The following is an 18,388-nucleotide window of genomic DNA, read 5'->3' as shown; positions in this document are numbered from 1 at the left end:
AAAATAACCCCGTTCCGAGTCGGAACAGGGTTTTTTTTCTACGCGGTCACGTCGCTTTTCGTGAAAAACAGCCACCCGACGGCATGGCAGAGCAAGACATAGACGGCGATGACTCCGAGGGAAAAACCGAGTGTCATCCCCGGAATCGGCGGCACGCCTTCGACGTATTGCAAAAGTCCGGTGTTGGTGAACAGCCAGAACTTCATGCCGGAGAAGTACGGCATCGACTTGGCGATCACTTCGCCGACCGCCGTCACGACCATCGTGAGCGTGATGCCGAGAACGGAGCTGCGAGAGGCGGCGGAGAACATGAACGCAATCGTCGAGACGACCCAGAGGTAGAGCAAAGCGGACAGATAGGTGAAGAGCAGGTCTTGCGCCACGGAGAGGTTGCCGGGCGTCATGTCTTCGAGCGGGACGTTCGGCAGATACGGCTCGGACAGCCCGGCAAATCCGAACATCGCAGCGCCGGCGAGCCAGCTTCCGACGAACATCACCGCGACGAGGAACAGCCCAAACAGCAGGACGGCGGCGTACTTCGCGAAGTAAATTTTCGTGCGCGTCACCGGGCGAATCAACAGGAGTTTGACCGTCCCCCATTGGAATTCGCTCGATACGATGTCTCCGGCGATGACGATCACGACGATCGTCGCAAGTCCCAGTTGCGAAGCGAAGTCCTTGGCGAACAACCACGACGTGGTGTGGCTCGGCGGGATGTTGTGGTCAAGTCGATACCGGTCGAATTTGATTTCTTGTTGGATCAGATTTTGCTTCTGCGGAAATGCGTTGCGAGATTGGTAGTCTTGCAAGAGCTCGGTCTGTTGCTGCATCTCTTGGGTGAGTTTCGCTTTCCAGTCTCCCGAGACTTCCGGTTGTTTGTAGGAGAACACCGCGTTGAAAATCAGCGAGATCAGAATCAGTCCGACAAAAACCCATGTGCGCGGGCGGATGTAGAGTTTGAGGTGTTCGTTGCGGATCAGGTTATTCAATTCCGCCACCTCCCGTCAATTCCAAGAATTTGTCCTCCAACGTTTTCGCAGTTGTGCGAATGCCGTAGACGCCGATCCCCGCCTCGACGAGTCGGGCGTTGAGCTTCGGAATCTGCTCTCGGGGAATTTGGAGGGTGAGGCTTTCGGAGTCGAGGACCTCCCGCGCCTGTTCTGCATGGTCGACTTCGAACGTGACTTCATACGTCTCGCTCTCTCCGACCATCTCGCGCAGGGAGTTGACGCTGACGAGTTTGCCGTGCTGCATGACGGCGACGCGGTCGCACATCAATTCCATTTCGGCAAGCAAGTGGCTGGAGACGATCACCGCGATGCCCTCTTGCTCCGCGAGACGACGCAGATGATCGCGCAGTTCGCGAATGCCCGCCGGATCGAGTCCGTTGGTGGGCTCGTCCAAGATCAGCACGCGCGGGCGGTGCAGCAGCGCTTGGGCGAGACCGAGTCGCTGGCGCATGCCCAGCGAGTACGTTTTTACACGATCGTGGATGCGTTGGGAGAGTCCGACGAGAGCTGTGACTTCCTCGATGCGCTCCTTCGTGACGCCCTTGGACATGCGGGCGAAGTGGAGGAGATTCTGCCAGCCGGTCATGAATTTGTACATCTCCGGATTCTCGACGATCGCTCCGACTTGGGCGAGTGCGCCTTCGAAGTCCCGGTCGAGGTCGAGTCCGCCGATTTTGACGGTGCCCTCCGTGCGGGAGATCAGACCGACGATCATCCGGATCGTGGTCGTTTTTCCCGCGCCGTTGGGGCCGAGCAAGCCGAGCACTTCGCCGGGCAGCACGTCGAACGAGAGGTCGTCGACGATCACTTTGTTGCCGATCTCTTTGGTGAGACCGCGTATCTCTACGATTGGTTGAGAGGTGGGATTCAGGGGAAGAGCCTCCTTTTTCTAAACTGTCTCTTTATACAGACGAGCGGAACTTCGTGGAAGTTCCGCTTTTTGGACATCTGTTCGTGAACTGTGAGTCTTCTGTGATTTTGCTACATCCTCATCGTCATCATGTTCCCCGAACCGTAGCGTTTTAAACCGATGCGGAACACCCAGAAGGCGAGGAGTGTGACCCCGACGGCGACGGCGATGGACGTCCAGACGAATGTGGAGGACCAGTCGCGCAGGAAGCCGATGGGGAGAAACGAGATGAAGCCGGCCGGCAGGACGGTGAAGAGAATCAGCTTGCCGATGCCGCGGAAGATGTCGGTCGGGTACATCGAGACGGTGAGAAAGGCGTTGAACACTTGAAACCCCAAGCCCTCTGCGTTGCCGATGAAAAAAGAGAGCGACTGCGCGAGGACGTTGAAAAACACCATAATCGTCGATCCCACCAACAACGCCAAGAGCAATTTCGCAAATCCGAGCGGCGAGTGGTTGCCGTACAGCCCGTAGAGGATGAAAGTGAACAGGAGGTCTCCGATGGCGGAGATCGTCATTTTGGAAACCAAGACGTGGAGCAAGACCGGCTTCGGTTGCGCGAGGTACGTGTCGAGTTGTCCTGTCGAGACGATGTTCGCAATCCCGATGAAGTTCCCGAAAAACACCGCCGCCACGCCGTATGCCCCGCAACCGACCGCTTGCGCCATCATCACGTCTTGAAGCCTCCAGCCGTTGACCAGCGGAAATTTCGTGAAGTAGACGCCCCAGAAAAACACCCAGACGAAATTGTTGATCAGCATCGTCCCGACCGTAATCGAGAAGGAAAGTCGAAACTCCATCGCGCCGGCGAGGTTGAGCTTCCAGGTGGTGAGCAGGAAGTCGAGGAGGTTTTGCGTTTTTCTAACCGCCGTTGACATTGAGTTTTTTCACTCCTTTCCGATAGAGGAGGGTCAGGCAGAGAGTCAGCACAATCGCCCAGAGCGCTTGCACGCCGAGCATGCGGCCGATGAGCGAGGCATCGAATTGCACCGCCATTTTGGACGGGAAGTAGACGACCGTCTGGAACGGGAGCCAGTCGGCGACTTCACGGATGGTCCCTCCGAACATCTCCAGCGGGAGCAGCATGCCGCCGAGGGTGAAGACGATTTTATAGTAGACGAACTCCAAGCCCCGGGTCTCTTCGATCCAGAACGAGAACAGGGCGAGGATCATGTTCAGCAAAAAATTGATCGTGAACGCGCCCACCGAGACGAGCAGGAACCCAAGCCAGCCCCAGCCGAAGTGCGGAACGCCGAACATCGTCGTGCCGAGCACCCCGCCGACGAGCAGATGAACAGGGAGCAAGACGTACGCTTCTCCCATGTAGGTTGCATATTGGAAGAGCAAGTACGAGACGGGGCGCGTGAGTTGGTAGGCGACATCGCCTTTTTTGACCTCGTCTTCGATGCGGCGGGCGAGACGCGGTGAGGAGAGCACCATCGCTTCGGCGAAGACCAAGTACCAGAGCAGTTGTTCGAAGGAATAGCCGGAGATCGTCGGAGTCCCGACTCCTTCGTACGTGACGCGCCAGAGTTGTGCAAAGATATAGAGAATGACCAGTAAAAAAAGAGACCGAATGAGATAGTCGTACAAATACGCGAGGTTGTTGCGCACGGTGATCTTGCCGACCGCGGTGTACTTGGCGAGTTGCAAAGCCAGCGAACTGACGCGCGGTTCGTGTAGAGACGATGGACGAAGTTCACGTGAAGTGCGATTGCTCGCGAAAGATTCCGCGTGGTTCTGAGGGTCTGAGTCTGCCATCTTACGCTCCTCCTTTCCCGGTCCTTTCGTAGATGTGGGTGATGATTTCTTCCATAGAAGGGTCTTCAATCGTCACGTCTTCCAAGCGGTAGTTGGTGACGATGAACGAGAGCACCGTTTCGATGGACGTTTGCGCGGTGTTGACGGAGAGTTTCATCCCCGTGCCTTTTTGCTTGACGACGGTGACGCCCGGCAGTTGGATCGGTTGCGGGAGCTCCGCCAGTTTGAGGTGAATCGTTTTGTGCGTGAGGAACTCGCGCTTCATGTTCGACACGCTGTCATCGAGGATGACTTGGCCGTGGTTGATGACGATGACCCGTCTGCAAAGCTGTTCGACATCCCCCGCGTCGTGCGAGGTGAGAAAAAGCGTCGTGCCTTCCTCGCGGTTCATCTCGCGAATCAAGTCGCGAATTTTTTGCTTCACCACCACGTCGAGACCGATCGTCGGCTCGTCGAGGAACACGATCTGCGGACGATGCAAAAGCGCCGCCGCGATCTCGCAACGCATCCGCTCGCCAAGCGACAACTTGCGCACGGTCGTATTCAAGTACGGCCCCAACTCAAAGCGCTCCACCAACTCATCGCGGCGCTTCAAGAACTCCCCGCGCGGAATCTCATAGATGCGCGCCATCAGTTCAAACGTGTCGATCGGCGGCAAATGGTACCACAATTGCGACTTCTGCCCGAACACGGAGCCCACATGAAACGCGAGCTTCTGCCGCTCCGACCACGGATTGAACCCGAGGACCTCGGCAGAACCGGCTGTCGGATGCAGGATGCCGGTCAGCATCTTGATCGTGGTTGACTTCCCCGCCCCGTTTGGCCCGAGGAACGCCAACACCTCGCCTTGCTCAATCGTGAAATGAAGCGGTTGCACCGCAACTTTTTCTTCGACTTGCGGGCGGAACAACCCTCTGAGAGAGCCTCCAAGCCCGGCTTGCTTGTGCTTGACCGTGAATGATTTCGTAAGTCCTTGTACACGCACAGAAGACATCTGTCACCCTCTCCTTCGATACAAAAAAAGACCCGGGACAAGCCCGTGCCGGTTGCCCGACAGCGGAACTTGCCACAGGTCTTTTAACTCTTCCAGCATACTGGAAATTATTGTACCATGCGGGAGGTTCACGTAAAAGGGAAAAGATCAAAGTTCGTCCCGGTAAAAAGCGCAGGCAAAACCCGCGCCTTGCGCGACGTTGATCACCCCGTGACCCCCTGCCGGCATGGAGCGCACCATCAGCCCGGCGAACGATTGGTTGAAGACGAACGCCCCGACGTTCATGATCACGTCTTCGAAGACCAACTCTTCCCCCTGCATCATCGGGACTTTGACAGGGTCCTCCATGATGCGCTTTTGCACCACGTAGGTCTCCGTGCCACCCAGCAAGTCGCGGACTTTGCTCTCCCACTCGCTTTGGCTCAGTTTCCACCCGAGCAGAACTCCGTGTCCGCCGTACCCGTAAGCCGGTTTCAAGACCAGTTGTTCACGGTTCTCCGTCACAACCTGCTCCAGCCCCGACTCCAAGAAGCGAGTCCACGGAATGCAGCGCTGAATCAAGTCTTGCTCTTCCGGCGAATAGTGGGACGCAAAGGCAGGATCGGAGAGCAGGGCGAAGTTGCCTTTGTTGCTGTACAGTTCCGTATGCAACCCGTTGATGACGACGAGGTTCCCGGCTTCGTAGGCTTTCAGCATTTGCATTACTTTGTCGGTATCTCGCTTGACGTCTGCGAACAAAAACGTGCGATACATGATGTCGATGACTTCACCCCGACACATCAGGGACTCGTCAACCAACTCCACCTCGTCTTGGTGGCAGACCCACACGTCCAGTCCGTGTTCTCGGAACAGTTTCTGGGTGTAGGCATTCATCTCGGCGTAGTCCAGCATGTCCGGATACCAATCGACGATGGCAATCCGGCTTTTTTCCAGATGCAAGCCTTTGATCTCCGCCACAGCGCGGATGCTGTCCACCAAGTGTCGGAACGGGTCGTCGTATCGCCAATGCTCCGAACCAAGCGTGCGGAAGTACCTCATCTCTTCCATAAAAGAGTTCAATCGGGCAATCTCGATCCCGCCCACGGAGCTGTCGACGTTGAACTCCATACATTGATAGCCGGTTTCATTCAAGCTGAGATCGGCACGCGCCATGATCCCGGCATCGTCTCCGAATGTCAGGCTCATGACCTGACATTGTTCCTCGCTAAACCCCAGTCGGCGTCCCATGACGAACGGATCTCCTCCGAACAAGCGCTTGGGGATCGACAACAGCAAGGTCAGCAGATTCTCGGCATCTCGACCGATTGCTTTGTACTGCTCTCGTTCCAGCAACACCGGCGTCGGGAAGATCAGCGATTGGCGATGGTGTGCATACAGGAACCGATCTTGCTCGGCGGTCTGCAGCAGTTCCCGAAATGCGGTTCGCGCAGGTTGCGGATCGCCCGACACCCGATCGTTGACTTCCTCGATCAAAGAATTCACAACGTCACACCCCTTCCGGAGTCAGTTGAGCGTCACGATGGGCAAGTGTCGAGTTCACCGCGTATTGAATCACGTGCTTGGAAACTGCAAACCGACGCTCCGGCTCGAAGAAATACCACCCCGGCACGTTGTTCACTTCCAATAAGTAATACTTCCCGTCGTACGCCAAGATATCGAGTCCCGCGATCGTGATTCCCATCGCTTGCACCGCGCGCATCGTCACCTCGCGAATCTCGTCGCTCACTTCCACTTCCTCGAAAGTCGCGCCCATCGCCAGGTTTGCTTTCCATGTCTTTTCATTGGGGATGCGGCGAATCGTGAACAGAATCTCATCTCCGACCACCGTCGTTCGGAAGTCGCCCTCCGGATGCGGGATAAACGGTTGCACCAAGACGTCGCCGTATTGAGAGAGCAGCGATTGGACGAGCGGTGCGCTTTTTTCAAAATCGCCTGTGACCCGCTCGACGTCTTGCCCGGCATAGCCGTAGGACGGCTTGACCACAATCGTCCCGTACTTCGCCGCCAACTCGCGGACTGCGCTGACGTTGTTGCATTGGAACGTATCCGGCACTTGGAGGCCCGCTTCGGTCAGTCGATGCATCGTGAGCAATTTGCTTTCCGATGTGATGAAGTCGTCGGCCGGATCGATCACGAAGAGTCCCGCCTCTTGCATCAATTGATAGCGTTCACAATCGCTCGCCCAGTGTTCCGGTCGAACTTGTGCGCGGGAGATGACCACATCGAGTTCGGCGAGATCTCGCCCGTTCGCCGAGAGTTGGTTGCGCCCGTCCCTCGTCGTGAATTGCACGTCCTGCAAGGTGAAAAGCAACATCTCATGTCCGAGCGCAACGCCGGCTTCCACCAAGTTCAACGACTCAAACTCTTCGTAGTCCCAGCCCATGATCCCGATCTTCATCGAACGACACTCCCTTCGAACAAGTCCAGCGCTTGTTGTTCCAACTCCAGCGCGTGTTGCTGACCTTTGCCCACGACCATGTATTCGATGGTGCCCGTGCGTTCGAGGTCTTCCGTCAAGACCAAGACGCCGGTCTCATGCGGCCCTTTGACCAACAAGCCGTGCGCATCGAGCAAGTCCAGCAAATCGTTAAACGCGACCCCGACTTTACTCTTGTTGCGGGTGAGCAACGTGTAGTGGTCTCCGTAATTCGCCCCGTACAGATGCTCCGCGACGACATGAATATGTGTGCAGCCGCCCAGTCGACCGTTCACTTCGCTGAACAGCACCTTGCCGCTCGCCGTCAGCATCCCGTCCACGTTGATTTTGCCAACGAATCCGCGCTGACGAGCGACGTCCGCCAATTGCATCGAGCAGGAGACAAACTCTCCGATTGCATACGGCGGCAACGACATCGGTGGAATCTGGAACCCGTTCCAGACCGGCTCCATCCGCATGTCCCCGAAGTTCAGCAAGTAAGGACGCAAAACGCCCGGCTTCACTTCCAATTCCGAATAAAAAACAGCCGTGGTGGTATGGTAGCTCTCCACGACCAACGCCGTGTTGCGGCGACCGGTCAGACGCTCCCAAAGTTGCTCGGCGTGGAGCGCCACTTCCTGTTTAGAAGCGAGTTGAATCGTCTGCGTGGCCCCCGTCGATTCGGTGCGGTTCGGGTCGAGCGTCAGCACGATGTTGCCGTCGCCGCCCGCGTTGTAATCCTGTTTGAGAATGACGGAGCCCGTGACGTCCAACAGCGAGTACAGAGCGCGTTCCAACTCCGGCCGGGAGTAACAATTGATCCCCTCGGCCACGGGAATGTCGTACGCGCCCCCGATGCGGCGGAATTCGATCTTGGAGTTCAGCATCTCCGCTCCGCCCTGCAGGAAGTAGTCCAACGCAGCGGCGTTCATCGACACCGGAAGTTGCGTGGAGATATACGCGACCGCACGGTCAAAGTAATAGGGCAGAACTTCCCACTCTTGCTCCGATTCGCTCATCATCTCCCCCAGCGCTTGCACCAAGCCTTTGTCTGCCAACACTTCATAGGTAAGCGTGTAGACGTCCTCAAGCGACGCGCCCTCCGGAGTCAATTGGCGCACCGTTCCTTTTTTCACATTCATCAGATTCGTTGCGTAGTCGAGAAATTCTTGCGAGATCGGAGCGGGGAGCACGAGCACGTCCCCCTCTTTCGCCAGCCACGTCAAGCGGTTTGCCACAATCGAACTCCCGATGACGATGGAGCGGTCGCGACGTTCCGGTTCCCCGACTTGAGATTCTCCGTCCACGTTGCCGATGATCACTTTGCGCTTGGTGTTCACCCGCTTGGCACGGGCCAGTTGTGCAACTTTTGATTCCAATGCTTGCATGAAGAGTTCCTCCCTTTTTACACGCTCAAGGTGTTCGCTTTCGGATGTTTCGACCGATCCAACACGTAGAGGATCGCAAACATCGCCAACCCGATCACACCGTAACAGACCCAAGGCAGCACAACATTGTCCAACTTCATGAGATAGGCACCCAGATAGTTGCCGATCGTCCCGCCCACGGCGGTCGAGATTTCAAACATCCCAAAGTACGCTCCCGTATTCTCCGCAGCTCCGAATTCGCTGACGACCAGATCGGACGCCGGCAACGCCAACGTCTCGCCCATCGTGTACACCAAGATGCAGAGAATCAGCCAAAGCAGCGTGGCGAACATCGGGATGAGGAAAAAACTGACGCTCATGAACAAAACGCCGAGGCGTAGCAACAGCAGAGGCGCGCGCGTCTCGAACAGGTTTCGTAAAAAAAACATGAGCACGATGCCAGCGATTCCGTTCATCATGAACACCGCGCTGACGTACGTCTCATCGTGAACCGCCCGAAACACTTGAATCGGGATGGAGACGGTGAGTTGCGTGAACAGCGCCCAAAATAAAATCATCGCTCCGATGTACAGGAGGAACGCCCGCTGTTTCAAAATCGAACGAAGGCTGGCGAGCATCCGCGTGGTCGTGCGTTCCGTTTGGTACTGACCGCGAAACAGGAACATGACGAGAGACAGCGCGATCATCACGGCACCGCCCGCCGTAAACGGCAAGGCCGGGTCGACCAAAATCAACAAGCCTCCCGCCAACGGGCCGAGGATCGCACCGGCGTTCAGCGCTTGGTTGTAATACGTGAAGATGCGCTTGCGATCTCCCTCCGGCTGTTTGGCGAAAACGGACGAGACGGAGGGGTCGTAGAGAGCCCCCCCGATCCCGACCAACGCCGCCACGACCAGCAACATGGCAAACTCATGCACAAAGCCGTATCCGATAAACCCGATTCCGCGAATCAGAATCCCCGTGAACAGCGTCGTGCTGTGCGAGAGGCGATCCCCGATCATGCCGGTCAAAAGCGGCAGACCTCGGGAGCACAGCAAGTTGGTCGTCAGCACCGTTCCCAGCTCCCACGCGGAGAAATGCAGGGTTTGCGTCAGATAGAGCGCCAAGAACGGCACGATCATGAATCCGCCCACGTTCATCAAAAACGCGGAGAGCAACAAAATCTTCATCGCGGCGGACATTGGCTTTGACCTTGACTTTCTGTCGGTCATCTCACACCCACTCGGGATTGCTTGTCGCTCACCCGTGCCAGAAATTTCGTCTCGTCGATGACGAATCGCTCATGAACGCCGCTCAAGATCTGCTCGTGCTCGTCTTCGGCGGTGACGTCGAACACCAGTTTCTTGCGATCCACTTCGCGAAGTGTCGCCGTAATCGTGAAGCGCTCCCCGCAGGGGGTCGCCGCGAGATGCTTCATCTGATGCGCCGTTCCGACCGTTGCGCAATCCGCGCCGACTTCTTGCTCGACGACCTGCATGCAGACCAGTTCCGCCAGCCAAAGCAGGATCGGCGTGGAGAGCACGGGGAAGTTGTTTTTCCAATTCGTGGCGAGGTACTCGTCCTTCACCACATCGGTGACGGTTACTGTGGCACCAATTCGGAATTGCATGCGGCCCACCTCATTTCGTACTGGCGCTTCATCTGGTTGAACATGTTGACACGCTGAATGTCACTCGTTCCCCCGGCAATTCGCGTGCCCGTCACGTCGCAGAACATCTGCGCGATCTCGCCCATCATGTACCCGCTGTGCGCTTTCAACTGCATCGCGTGTTGCAAGACTTGGAACAGGTTCTCGGTGCCGACGTACTTCGCCAGCGAACACATCAGCGACGCTTCGTCGTCGTTGCGGATCAACTTGTCCAACGCGGCGTAGGAAACCCAACGGGAGCTTTCAATCGCCATCTTGATGTCGGTCAGTTTGGATTGCACGTATTGGTGGTTGGCAATCTGCGTTTTGAAAGCGTGACGTTCAAAGGAGAACTTCATGCTCTCGTCCAAGATCGGCTCCATGAACGCAGCACCGACCAAGCCGTACAGCACGCGGTCCAGAGAGATCATGTTGTAGAGGATGTTCAGCCCGTTGCCCGCTTGGCCCAAGATCGACAGCTCGTCGATTTTCACATCTTGCAGGAAAATATCGCCCGTCGGGCTCGTGTGGTTGCCGAGCATGTGCTCCGCTTCGGCGAACGACATCCCCTCAAAAGTTCGCTCCAAAATGAACAGCGTGATGTCTTGGCGCCCGAGTTCCGGAATCCGGCCGACCATGACGATGATGTCGGCGACCGGCGCGTTGGTGATGTGCGCTTTGTGCCCGTTCAAGATATACCGGCCGTTTTCCAGATGCGCCGACGTGGTGATCCGCGCCACGTCCGAACCTCCGCTCGGCTCCGTGATCGCCGTAGCCCCGATGGCGCCGCTCATCAGCGCGGGGAGATAGCGTTGCTTTTGCTCTTCGGTTCCGTGCAAGTTCAAGACGCGGATGCAACCGATATGGGCGATCATCGAGAGCAAGAAGCCCAAGTCGCCGATCGTCGTCGCGAGTCCTTCGACCGCCGCCGAGAATTCCCACCATGTCTTGCCTTCCCCGCCGTACGCTTCCGGCACCGCCAGACGCCAGATGCCCTCGTCGGCGAGCTCTTGCCAGCTTTGGTGGTCAAATTCGTGGTGCGAGTAGCAAGCTTTGGTGCGCTCGCTGATTTTTTTTCCGAAGTTTTGATAGAGTTCCCGCAGTTGTGTTTGTTCTGCATTCCAACTCAGTTGCATGCGAACATCCCCTTTCCGATTTCAGATTCCAGTCCTTGTGCCACTTGCTTGAGAGACTTGTCCAGTCGCTCCGTCATCTCTTGCAGTTCTTGCTCGTTGATCACAAACGGTGGGGCCACGAGAATCGCATCTCCTGCGTAGAGATCGACCATCCCTTGGCTCGGATAGATCACCAGACCGTTTTGCATCGCGGTGCTGACCAAGCGGTTTGCCACTTGCAACTTGGAGTCGAAGCAGGATTTCTTTGCGCGGTCTGCCACCAATTCCATCCCGAACAGCAGGCCTTTGCCCCGCACGTCCCCGACGATCCCGTGCACCGAAGCGAGTTGACGAAGCATCGCTTCCATGCGCTGACCGGTTTCCCGAACTTGCTCGACCAAGCCGTTCTCTTCGACATAGTCCAAAACGGCCAGCGAAATCGCGCAAGATTGCGGGTTGCCGCTGTACGTATGCCCAAACACTCCGACGCCGGACCCAGCGCGTATCGTCTCCATCACCCGCTCGGATGCCATAATGGCGGCAATCGGCGAATATCCGGCGCTCATGCCTTTGCCCACAGCGATCAGGTCGGGCTTCACGTTCCAGTGATCCATCCCGAACCATTCTCCCGTGCGTCCCAAGCCGGTCATGACTTCATCGGCAATCAGCAGCACGTCATAGCGGTCGCAAATCTCCCGAATCTTCTCAAAATAACCGGCAGGCGGAGTCAACGCGGCACCGGACGCACCCACAATCGGTTCGGCGATGAAAGCGGCCACTTGGTCGGCACCGGCTTGGCGAATTTTTCGTTCCAGATCGTCCGCGCACTTCAAACCGCAAGACTCGGGCTCCAGCGCAAACGGGCAGCGGTAGCAGTAGGCTTCGGCGACGGCCGGTTCTTCGTGCAGGAGCCAGTTGTAGCGATGACGGCGTCCATAATGTCCGGAGACCCCGAGCGCGCCAAGCGTCATCCCGTGGTAACTGACCCGGCGGGAGAGAACTTTGCGCTTCTCCGGCTTGCCGCGCTCTTGCCAATATTGCCAAGCGAGTCGCAACGCCACTTCGGTCGCTTCCGAACCGCTGTTGACAAAAAACACCCAGTCCATGCCCGGACTTTTCTCGACCAACCGCTGCGCCAACGTCTCCGCGGCCGGACTTGTAAACTGCGTGCGATAGGTGAAGGAAACTTTCAACGCCTGCTCGTACGCGGCGTCGGCGATCTGTTTCAACCCGTGACCCAGATTCGCAACGATTGCGCCCGAGCACCCGTCCAAGTATTGCGTGCCTTGCTGATCATAGAGATAGACGCCCTGTCCGTAGTCGACCACGGGGTACTGCGCGTTCAGATTCGGTTTTATCAACATCGAGGTTTGTACCATGTCGCATCTAGACCTCCTGATATTCTTTGAACTCGTGCCATGTGCCGTTGTAGAAATCCGCAATGGAAACCAAACAAGCCAGTTCGTCCGAACACGTCATCGCTTCCACCACGCCCCGCTCCGAGAAGGGTTCGAACCTTCCCGGCTCCACTTTCACGCAAGGAACGGTGTCGCCTGCCCAGAGTTGGAGCTGTTCCACCGAGTGTCCCAGAATGTCCTCGGTAACCACGACGACAACCAGATCGCCATCTGCAAAACGCACGATGGCATGCGGCTTTTTGCCCAGTCTGCGCGAGAGTTCATCGACGACTGTCATTTCGTTACCAAAGTTATCATTCACTGAATTTCCCTCCCCTCTATTTAGAAAACACTATATTACCAACTTAGTAATAGTGTCAAGGCAATAATTATTTCTAAGTTAAACTCCGAGAAAACATTTTACAGAAGGAGAGCCCGCCTTTGCTGCTGTAAGCGCGCCTTGACAGTGCTTCTAAATTTCGTGGTATATTCTATTGTAGAAACTCGATCAAAAAAGGACTGGGGGCGCTCCCGGTCCTTCACTTTTATCTGGAAGCGAGGGATGCCCATGAACGAGCTCCGTACGCCCACGTTCCGACAGGCGGCGCTTTTTACGATTCTGATGGATGGGATTTTGTTGGTGCTCGGGTGGTTGATTATCGGGCCGCCGAACGTGATGGGGCCGATTGCCTCGTTCAAGATCACGGCGATCATCGGGTTGCCGACGATTACACAGTTGCTTGAACCGGGGCACCAGTTTTCGTTGATTGGATTTCAGCAGTTCGGTGTGCTCAAAGTCATCATCGCCTGCTTGATGTATGTGCTGTTTTTGCTGGCGAGCGCGTATTACATCTCCCTGCTGGCTCGCACGCGGCGCGAGTTGCCGACGCCTGCGACCCAAGATGCGACGCGGGCGTGGCCGGTGTTGTTCCTCTGGATGCTCGTGCAGTTGGCGGTGATGGGGGTGCTCTCTGTTGTGGTTTCGCTGTTTGGCCGTGTCATCACACAGGCGGCCGGGCAAGTGGGGCTTGGCGCGGTGTTGATCTTGGTCATGCTCGGGTTCCGTTTTGTGTTCCTCTATGTGGAGTATGCGGCGGTGGTGCTGCGGCTTGGACTGATCGGGGCGATGAAAAAAGCGCTCGCGTTGCTTCGCGTGACGGCGGCGGAGTCGTTTTATCGGTTTTTCACGCTGTGTATCGTGTCTTTTGTGCTCGGGTATGTTGTGAACCGGTATTTTAGCGTCGGGGTGTTGATGGGGACTTTGGTCGTCAACGGTCTGTTGCAGACGTGGTTGCAGATGCGGTTGATGGAGAGTTTTTTCCGAGCCGAGGAGCGGTTACAGGGTGAAGGGGAAGTGCTATACTAGGAACATACATATAACTCCAACAGATTGAGGTGCTGGATTTGGCGACAACGATCGAAATGAACTCTCTGGCTGCGAAGAAAATTCGCGAAGCTATGGAACAAGAGAACAAACCGGACTTGATGTGCCGCGTGTACGTGGATCACGTTCATGGCGACCATGCGCATTACGGCCTGACGTTTGACACCCAGAAGCCGGAGGACGAAGTGGTCACGGTGCAAGGTCTCGACCTGCTCGTCGGTCCCGAGAACAAGGACATGGTCAACGGCCTGAGCATCAAGTTCCTGCTCTACCCGCAAGAAGGCTTCAAGATCACCAACCCGTCGAAGAACAACCACGGCGATCACTAAGGTGTAGACAAGCAGGCACACAGAAGTGCCCGCGTAAGGAAAAGAGACGGGGCGATCCCCGTCTTTTTTTTCAATTGAGGAGGGGTTTTGTGGACAGTTTGATGGTGGAGGTTGAGGGTGGGCGGTTGAAGGTTTGTGTGGACGGGGCGGGGGCACCTGTGCTGTTGGTGCATGGGATTTTTGCTTCGGGGTATTGTTGGCGGGAGGTCGTGCCGATTTTGGCTCGGGAGTATCGCGTGTATACGGTCGATTTGCTCGGCTTTGGCGAGAGCGACATGCCTCCTCTCGCCGACTACTCCCAATCGGCACACGCCCGCCGCCTTCACGAACTGATCCAAAAACTCAACCTGCACAACCTCCGCTTGGTCGGACACTCCATGGGCGGCGAAATTTCCGTTCATGCCCTGCTCCAAAACCCGGAGCCCTTCGCCCAATGCGCCTTGGTATCCGCCGACGGGTTCCGTCCCGCATTTCGAGGTTGGCAGAGACGACTGTTGTCCGGTTTTTGGATGAACGGGTTCGTCCGCACGTTTTTTTCCGAGCGAGGATTCGCCCGCGCCGTCACCCGGATCGTGCAGGAACCGCAGGTTTTTTCCTCCGAAATCGTGCAAGGCTATCTCAAACCGTACCAACGCGCCGAATTCCCGCACGCCGTCCGGCAGTTGGTGCGCAATCGGGAGGGCGGCCTCGACCCGGCAAGAGTTGCATCCCTGCCCGATCTCCCGACGCTTCTGCTCTGGGGCGATCAAGACCGGATCGTGCCTGTCGCCATCGGAGAGCAGTACCGGAAGCTGCTCCCTCATGCAGACTGGCAACTCCTCCCCAACTGCGGACATATGCCGATGGAGGAATTCCCCGCAGAGACCGCCGAACGACTGCTGACTTTTTTCAAACGTGTATAAAAAAACACCACATGCCGTCGGCGGCTGTGGTGTTTTTTTGTCCCGATGGCTCAGCGCTCGGAGACGTCGTCATCGAGCGGTTCGACGCTGCCGTCTCCCGCTAAGCTCTCCAGCCCGCAATCTGCAAGGATCGAATTGATCAGCTCCTGCGGAATCCGGTAGGGTTGATGTTGCTCTTGGTTGCTCGGTTGCATGTGTTTCCAATCTCCTTCCCGACACTCGGTGTGTGAGAATCATCCTATGCGGAATTGGAGTGGATTATGCACATGCGCATCCTTACGCTTGGCTTTTGACTTGTTTTTCACGCCCGCTCAGCATCTTGCCAAGCACGATGACGGCGACGGTGACCACCAGCGGAACGACCCAGTCGAGCACGGCGATGTTGACGAATTCGTCGACCACTTTGTCCGAAATCAACATCGTGCCGGCCGTCCAGCCCAGGACCCCTGCCCCCACGTAGATCAGCAACGGGAAACGGTTCATCAACTTGAGAATGACGGTGGAGCCCCAGACGATGATCGGAATCGAGATGGCGAGCCCGATCAACACGAGCGCGATATGACCCTTGCCGGCCGCGGCGACGGCGAAGATGTTGTCCAGCGACAGAACCAAGTCGGCCATGATGATCGTGCGGATCGCTTTGCCAAACGAAGCGTGGGACTTGATGTGCGCTTCTTCCTCCCCGACGTTGTCGACGAGCAGTTTGACGGCGACGTAGATCAGGAAGATCCCGCCCACCGCTTGCAGAAACGGAATCTCAAGCAGGTAGACGGCGACGACCGTCAAGATGATGCGCACGGCGACGGCACCGACCGTCCCCCAGAGGATGGCTTTTTTCCGCTGTTCATCGGGCAGGTTTCGGGAAGCCAACGCGATGACCATCGCATTGTCTCCACTGACGACCAAGTCGATGATGATGATACTGAAGAGACCGATCAGAAATGTAAGCATGTTCTTCCTCCTCTCGTCCTCTCCTACCACTATTTCCCGATTCCAGACAAAATAAAAGAGACCTTTGCCGTGGATATCGGCAAAGGTCTCGCTACACGCGTTGGTTGATAACGCCCGGAGGATCTCGCGCAGAGACACCTCGTCATGACGAAACGTTATCACAGGCACGGACGAATGCCTGCAAGCTACTCCCCTTTGATGTTTTTAGTGTACCCTTTACGCTGGGCTAAAGTCAACGCCTAAATCGGACAACGGCGGGGAAAGGCTTCCTGTGGGCGTTGCGGGAAGTTTGTTGTATGATAAGGTTTGAATGTTATTGAAGAGAAAGGATCACTTGCCCTCATGACTACGCGTTCGAATTCATTTCTTTTTGTCACATTGTTGCTCGTCGTCGCCATCGCCGGGATGAGTCAGGGATTGACGTTGCCTCTGCTCAGCGTCCTGCTGGACCAAGACGGCGTTTCCACCGTCGCCAACGGATTTAACGCGGCGGCTTTGTATATCGGGATCTTGATCGTTTCTCCGCTGATGGAAATTCCGTTGCGCAAGTTCGGCTATCGGACGACGATCTTCATCGGTCTCACCATCGTCACGATCTCGACGTTGCTTCTGCCGGTGTTTCGCGGGCTGGCGGTCTGGTTCATCCTGCGTCTGCTGATCGGGATCGGCGACGTGGCGCTGCATTATGCGGCGCAATTGTGGGTGACGGCGATCGCGCCCCTTGAAAAACGCGGGCGGTACCTGTCGATCTATGGATTTGCCTACAGTGCGGGGTTCTCGTTCGGGCCGCTTGGCATGTTGCTGATCGATTTTGGCATCTGGGCGCCGTTTCTCGCGATCTCGGTGTTCTACGCCACGGCGTTCCTCATGCTCGCCCGTTTGAAAAACGCCCACCCCGACGCCATCGACTCGACGACGAGCGGCCAAAACCGCTATCTCGACGTCCTCCGACTCGGCTGGTTGGCGTTGATCCCGCCGTTCCTCTACGGCTACATGGAATCGGCGCTCAACGTCAACTTCCCCGTCTATGCCGTGCGCTCCGGACTCTCGCTGGACTGGGTGTCGATCATCCTCCCGTCGTTCGTCGTCGGCTCGCTCGTGCTCCAGATGCCGCTCGGACGCTGGTCCGACCGTGTGGGGAGAAAAAAAGTCATGGTGCTCTGCGCCGTCATCGGAGCAATTTGCTTCCTCCTGCTCCCGTTGGTGAGTTCAAACGTCTGGGCGCTGATCGTGTTGCTGGCGTTGGCGGGGGCGTTCGTCGGGTCGTTCTATACGCTGGGACTCGCGTATGCGGCCGACATACTCTCGCCGGGCTTGATCTCGACAGCCGGAGCGTTTGCGAGCATCATGTTTGGCATCGCAAACATCATCGCGCCCAATGTGAACGGCTACTTCCTGAGCACGTCGGTGCCGGGGCTGATGTTCTATGTACTCGGCGGCATGCTCGCGCTGTTCGTCGCCCTCTCGTTCGGGTTCCGTCGAGGCAAACAACCTCTTCGTCAAGAGGAGAAAATCCCCCATCTGATGTGATGGGGGATTTTTTTTCAGTCCAGAGGCAGGCCCAGCATGGCGGTCGTGCCGTCGAATTGCAGATGACCGCCGAGGGCAACGGCCAGGAGGTGGAGTTCCTCAGGCAGAGTTTCGAGTTGCTTCTCTTCGTTGCTCTCCGTGTTGCCGCCGAAGCCCTGCACTTGCAGGAGGATGCCCCAGCCGGAGTTTTGCGCTTGGATCGTGAGGCAGCCTCCGGAGGGTGCGGTGTGGAGAGCGTGTTCGAGCAGGTAGAGGAAAAATTGCTCGAGTCGGGGTCGATTGCCTTGGAGAAAGAGGTCGTCGCCGAGGTGCAGGACAAACTTGACTCGTTTGACAATCGCGTAAGCAGACAGCAGATTCTCGACGTTGGTGACGACTGTGACGAGATCGACCCATTCGTATGGGTCGACGTCCTGAACACTCACTTCCAGATACTCACGGACGAGCAGTTCGGCGCGCGTCAGCTCGGCGACGGCGGTCTCCAAGTGGGCGCGTTCCTGTTCGTTGAGTTTCGCTCGCGTCATTTGCAGGCAGCCGCGGACGATGTTGAGTGAATTGCGGACGGCTGTGTAGTGCAAGAGATTGTTTTTCATGATGATTTGGCACCCTTTTTTTGAAAATGAAAAAAAGCCCAAACAGACCTCCCCTGCAAAGGGACATCCGTTTGAGCTTAT

The 18,388-nt window shown here is 56.7% G+C and carries 20 protein-coding genes; 4 read left to right on the top strand and 16 right to left on the bottom strand.

Features of this window, described 5'->3' with window-relative positions; genetic code table 11:
- Nucleotides 1-38 precede the first annotated feature (38 nt).
- From JJB07_RS22160 to JJB07_RS22100, 13 genes are all read right to left on the bottom strand, one after another.
- A complete protein-coding gene (locus JJB07_RS22160; protein WP_201638298.1) occupies nucleotides 39-989 on the bottom strand; it encodes an ABC transporter permease in 951 nt (316 codons plus the stop codon).
- Nucleotides 982-1,818: an ABC transporter ATP-binding protein gene (locus JJB07_RS22155; protein ID WP_347338389.1), complete on the bottom strand. Its 837-nt coding sequence runs from the start codon at nucleotides 1,816-1,818 to the stop codon at nucleotides 982-984. Before JJB07_RS22155 ends, JJB07_RS22160 begins: the two co-directional genes overlap by 8 nt.
- A gap of 173 nt (nucleotides 1,819-1,991) precedes the next feature.
- Nucleotides 1,992-2,798, bottom strand: a complete 807-nt coding sequence (locus JJB07_RS22150; protein WP_201638297.1) for an ABC transporter permease — start codon at nucleotides 2,796-2,798, stop codon at nucleotides 1,992-1,994.
- The gene (locus JJB07_RS22145; RefSeq protein WP_236588315.1) at nucleotides 2,782-3,681 is read right to left on the bottom strand and encodes an ABC transporter permease; all 900 of its coding nucleotides are present in this window, start codon (nucleotides 3,679-3,681) and stop codon (nucleotides 2,782-2,784) included. The genes JJB07_RS22150 and JJB07_RS22145 overlap by 17 nt, the downstream gene beginning before the upstream one ends.
- 1 nt (nucleotide 3,682) lies before the next feature.
- Nucleotides 3,683-4,675: an ABC transporter ATP-binding protein gene (locus JJB07_RS22140; RefSeq protein WP_201638296.1), complete on the bottom strand. Its 993-nt coding sequence runs from the start codon at nucleotides 4,673-4,675 to the stop codon at nucleotides 3,683-3,685.
- 147 nt (nucleotides 4,676-4,822) lie between these two features.
- Nucleotides 4,823-6,157, bottom strand: coding sequence for a glutathionylspermidine synthase family protein (locus tag JJB07_RS22135; RefSeq protein ID WP_201638295.1), 1,335 nt, complete (start codon nucleotides 6,155-6,157; stop codon nucleotides 4,823-4,825).
- Nucleotides 6,158-6,161: 4 nt separating this feature from the next.
- On the bottom strand, nucleotides 6,162-7,073 hold the full coding sequence (locus tag JJB07_RS22130; RefSeq protein ID WP_201638294.1) for an ATP-grasp domain-containing protein: 912 nt from the start codon (nucleotides 7,071-7,073) through the stop codon (nucleotides 6,162-6,164).
- The gene (locus JJB07_RS22125; RefSeq protein WP_201638293.1) at nucleotides 7,070-8,479 is read right to left on the bottom strand and encodes a preATP grasp domain-containing protein; all 1,410 of its coding nucleotides are present in this window, start codon (nucleotides 8,477-8,479) and stop codon (nucleotides 7,070-7,072) included. The genes JJB07_RS22130 and JJB07_RS22125 overlap by 4 nt, the downstream gene beginning before the upstream one ends.
- Nucleotides 8,480-8,496: 17 nt before the next feature.
- On the bottom strand, nucleotides 8,497-9,660 hold the full coding sequence (locus JJB07_RS22120; protein WP_201638292.1) for an MDR family MFS transporter: 1,164 nt from the start codon (nucleotides 9,658-9,660) through the stop codon (nucleotides 8,497-8,499).
- A 26-nt stretch (nucleotides 9,661-9,686) separates the two neighbouring features.
- Nucleotides 9,687-10,088 carry a thioesterase family protein gene (locus tag JJB07_RS22115; RefSeq protein ID WP_201638291.1) on the bottom strand — a complete coding sequence of 134 codons (402 nt, stop codon included), beginning with the start codon at nucleotides 10,086-10,088 and terminating at the stop codon, nucleotides 9,687-9,689.
- On the bottom strand, nucleotides 10,061-11,242 hold the full coding sequence (locus JJB07_RS22110; protein WP_201638290.1) for an acyl-CoA dehydrogenase family protein: 1,182 nt from the start codon (nucleotides 11,240-11,242) through the stop codon (nucleotides 10,061-10,063). Before JJB07_RS22110 ends, JJB07_RS22115 begins: the two co-directional genes overlap by 28 nt.
- Nucleotides 11,233-12,600, bottom strand: coding sequence for an aspartate aminotransferase family protein (locus tag JJB07_RS22105; protein ID WP_201638289.1), 1,368 nt, complete (start codon nucleotides 12,598-12,600; stop codon nucleotides 11,233-11,235). The genes JJB07_RS22110 and JJB07_RS22105 overlap by 10 nt, the downstream gene beginning before the upstream one ends.
- Nucleotides 12,601-12,607: 7 nt before the next feature.
- Nucleotides 12,608-12,940, bottom strand: a complete 333-nt coding sequence (locus JJB07_RS22100) for a hypothetical protein (protein ID WP_201638288.1) — start codon at nucleotides 12,938-12,940, stop codon at nucleotides 12,608-12,610.
- Nucleotides 12,941-13,186: 246 nt separating this feature from the next.
- On the opposite strand from JJB07_RS22100, the gene JJB07_RS22095 reads away from it, so the two are divergent.
- The 3 genes from JJB07_RS22095 (at nucleotide 13,187) to JJB07_RS22085 (ending at nucleotide 15,233) form a co-directional block, all read left to right on the top strand.
- On the top strand, nucleotides 13,187-13,984 hold the full coding sequence (locus JJB07_RS22095) for a hypothetical protein (RefSeq protein ID WP_201638287.1): 798 nt from the start codon (nucleotides 13,187-13,189) through the stop codon (nucleotides 13,982-13,984).
- 38 nt (nucleotides 13,985-14,022) lie between these two features.
- The gene (locus JJB07_RS22090) at nucleotides 14,023-14,331 is read left to right on the top strand and encodes a HesB/IscA family protein (protein ID WP_201638286.1); all 309 of its coding nucleotides are present in this window, start codon (nucleotides 14,023-14,025) and stop codon (nucleotides 14,329-14,331) included.
- An 89-nt stretch (nucleotides 14,332-14,420) separates the two neighbouring features.
- Entirely contained in the window at nucleotides 14,421-15,233 is an 813-nt protein-coding gene (locus JJB07_RS22085; protein ID WP_201638285.1) for an alpha/beta fold hydrolase, read from the top strand.
- A gap of 50 nt (nucleotides 15,234-15,283) precedes the next feature.
- Here the strand turns inward: JJB07_RS22085 and JJB07_RS22080 are convergent, their stop codons facing one another.
- Nucleotides 15,284-15,427: a hypothetical protein gene (locus JJB07_RS22080; RefSeq protein ID WP_201638284.1), complete on the bottom strand. Its 144-nt coding sequence runs from the start codon at nucleotides 15,425-15,427 to the stop codon at nucleotides 15,284-15,286.
- Nucleotides 15,428-15,509: 82 nt separating this feature from the next.
- Entirely contained in the window at nucleotides 15,510-16,184 is a 675-nt protein-coding gene (locus JJB07_RS22075; RefSeq protein ID WP_201638283.1) for a TerC family protein, read from the bottom strand.
- A 342-nt stretch (nucleotides 16,185-16,526) separates the two neighbouring features.
- Here JJB07_RS22075 and JJB07_RS22070 point away from each other — a divergent pair, with 342 nt between their 5' ends.
- Nucleotides 16,527-17,714 (top strand): MFS transporter, encoded by a 1,188-nt coding sequence (locus JJB07_RS22070; protein ID WP_201638282.1) that lies wholly within the window; start codon nucleotides 16,527-16,529, stop codon nucleotides 17,712-17,714.
- Between the two features lie 14 nt (nucleotides 17,715-17,728).
- On the opposite strand, the gene JJB07_RS22065 is transcribed toward JJB07_RS22070, so the two are convergent.
- Complete coding sequence (locus JJB07_RS22065) at nucleotides 17,729-18,307, bottom strand: sensor histidine kinase family protein (protein ID WP_201638281.1); 579 nt, start codon at nucleotides 18,305-18,307, stop codon at nucleotides 17,729-17,731.
- Nucleotides 18,308-18,388 lie beyond the last annotated feature (81 nt).

Origin of the sequence: Tumebacillus amylolyticus (assembly GCF_016722965.1) — a bacterium.
Taxonomy (GTDB): Bacteria; Bacillota; Bacilli; order Tumebacillales; family Tumebacillaceae; genus Tumebacillus; species Tumebacillus amylolyticus.
The sequence above is the reverse complement of the archived record's forward strand: the minus strand, read 5'-3'. Positions and strand labels throughout refer to the sequence as shown.

What these genes read in the sequence shown, in the direction of transcription:
- JJB07_RS22150 (WP_201638297.1), bottom strand. Translation starts at nt 2,798, where the DNA reads ATGTCAACGGCGGTTAGAAAAACGCAAAACCTCCTCGACTTCCTGCTC.
- JJB07_RS22145 (WP_236588315.1), bottom strand. Translation starts at nt 3,681, where the DNA reads ATGGCAGACTCAGACCCTCAGAACCACGCGGAATCTTTCGCGAGCAAT.
- JJB07_RS22140 (WP_201638296.1), bottom strand. Translation starts at nt 4,675, where the DNA reads ATGTCTTCTGTGCGTGTACAAGGACTTACGAAATCATTCACGGTCAAG.
- JJB07_RS22130 (WP_201638294.1), bottom strand. Translation starts at nt 7,073, where the DNA reads ATGAAGATCGGGATCATGGGCTGGGACTACGAAGAGTTTGAGTCGTTG.
- JJB07_RS22125 (WP_201638293.1), bottom strand. Translation starts at nt 8,479, where the DNA reads ATGCAAGCATTGGAATCAAAAGTTGCACAACTGGCCCGTGCCAAGCGG.
- JJB07_RS22120 (WP_201638292.1), bottom strand. Translation starts at nt 9,660, where the DNA reads ATGTCCGCCGCGATGAAGATTTTGTTGCTCTCCGCGTTTTTGATGAAC.
- JJB07_RS22115 (WP_201638291.1), bottom strand. Translation starts at nt 10,088, where the DNA reads ATGCAATTCCGAATTGGTGCCACAGTAACCGTCACCGATGTGGTGAAG.
- JJB07_RS22110 (WP_201638290.1), bottom strand. Translation starts at nt 11,242, where the DNA reads ATGCAACTGAGTTGGAATGCAGAACAAACACAACTGCGGGAACTCTAT.
- JJB07_RS22105 (WP_201638289.1), bottom strand. Translation starts at nt 12,600, where the DNA reads ATGGTACAAACCTCGATGTTGATAAAACCGAATCTGAACGCGCAGTAC.
- JJB07_RS22095 (WP_201638287.1), top strand. Translation starts at nt 13,187, where the DNA reads ATGAACGAGCTCCGTACGCCCACGTTCCGACAGGCGGCGCTTTTTACG.
- JJB07_RS22080 (WP_201638284.1), bottom strand. Translation starts at nt 15,427, where the DNA reads ATGCAACCGAGCAACCAAGAGCAACATCAACCCTACCGGATTCCGCAG.
- JJB07_RS22075 (WP_201638283.1), bottom strand. Translation starts at nt 16,184, where the DNA reads ATGCTTACATTTCTGATCGGTCTCTTCAGTATCATCATCATCGACTTG.
- JJB07_RS22070 (WP_201638282.1), top strand. Translation starts at nt 16,527, where the DNA reads ATGACTACGCGTTCGAATTCATTTCTTTTTGTCACATTGTTGCTCGTC.
- JJB07_RS22065 (WP_201638281.1), bottom strand. Translation starts at nt 18,307, where the DNA reads ATGAAAAACAATCTCTTGCACTACACAGCCGTCCGCAATTCACTCAAC.